Genomic DNA, 1,318 nt, shown 5'->3' with positions numbered 1-1,318 from the left:
GATGACGCAGCGCGGGCTTTTATAGTCCCGCGCTGCGGTTTTGTTCACATGCCCTGGTAGAGGGGGAAGCGGGCGCAAAGGGCCTCGACCTCGGCCTTGACCTTGGCTTCGACCTCGGCATTGCCGGTCTCGCCATTGGCGGCAAGGCCGTCGACGACCTCGACGATCCAGCGGGCGATCTGGCGGAACTCGGCCTCGCGGAAGCCGCGGGTGGTGCCTGCCGGGGCGCCCAGGCGGATGCCCGAGGTCACGAAGGGTTTTTCCGGGTCGAAGGGCACGCCGTTCTTGTTGCAGGTGATGTGGGCGCGGCCGAGCGCGGCCTCGGTCGCCTTGCCGGTCACGCCTTTCGGGCGCAGGTCGGCCAGGCACAGGTGGTTGTCGGTCCCGCCCGAGACGATGTCGATGCCGCCCTTCATCAGCTCGTCGGCCATGGCCTGCGCGTTCCTGACGACCTGCGCGGCATAATCCTTGAACTCGGGGCGCAGCGCCTCGCCAAAGGCCACGGCCTTGGCGGCGATGACATGCATCAGGGGGCCGCCCTGCAGGCCGGGGAACACGGCCGAGTTGATCTTCTTGGCGATGTCGGCGTCGTTCGTCAGCACCATGCCGCCGCGTGGACCGCGCAGCGATTTATGCGTCGTCGTGGTCACGACATGGGCGTGCGGCAGCGGCGAGGGATGCTGGCCACCCGCGACCAGGCCCGCGATATGGGCCATGTCGACCATGAGGTAAGCCCCGACCTCGTCCGCGATCTTGCGGAATTCGGCCCAGTCCCAAACCCGGCTATAGGCGGTGCCGCCGGCGACGATCAGCTTCGGCTTGCTTTCATGCGCCTTCCTGCGGATCTCTTCCATGTCCAGAAGCTGGTCCTGCTGGCGCACGCCATAGCTGACGACGTTGAACCATTTCCCGGACATGTTCACCGGCGAGCCATGCGTCAGGTGCCCGCCCGAGTTCAGGTCAAGGCCCATGAACGTGTCGCCCGGCTGCAAGAGCGCCAGGAACACGGCCTGGTTCATCTGCGACCCCGAATTCGGCTGCACGTTGGCAAAGCCGCAGCCGAAAAGTTCCTTGGCCCGTTCGATCGCCAGATCCTCGACGATGTCGACATATTGGCAGCCGCCGTAATAGCGCTTGCCCGGATAGCCTTCGGCATATTTGTTCGTCAGCACCGAGCCCTGCGCCTCAAGCACCGCCCGCGAGACGATGTTCTCGGACGCGATCAGCTCGATCTCGTCGCGCTGGCGACCCAGCTCCTGCCGGATCGCGCCGAAAATCTCGGGGTCCCGGCTGTCCAGCGTCTCGGTGAAGAATCCGG

Annotated in this window: 1 protein-coding gene; it reads right to left on the bottom strand. The window is 65.8% G+C overall.

Annotated elements, in window-relative coordinates:
• Window positions 1-44: 44 nt before the first annotated feature.
• Window positions 45-1,318 (bottom strand): serine hydroxymethyltransferase (gene glyA, locus RM190_RS23285; protein WP_311761867.1); only part of this gene is annotated, 1,274 nt, incomplete at its 5' end.

This window comes from Paracoccus broussonetiae, from assembly GCF_031854425.1.
In the GTDB taxonomy this organism is placed as follows: domain Bacteria; phylum Pseudomonadota; class Alphaproteobacteria; order Rhodobacterales; family Rhodobacteraceae; genus Paracoccus; species Paracoccus broussonetiae.
This window is presented reverse-complemented; position numbering and strand designations above follow the sequence as displayed.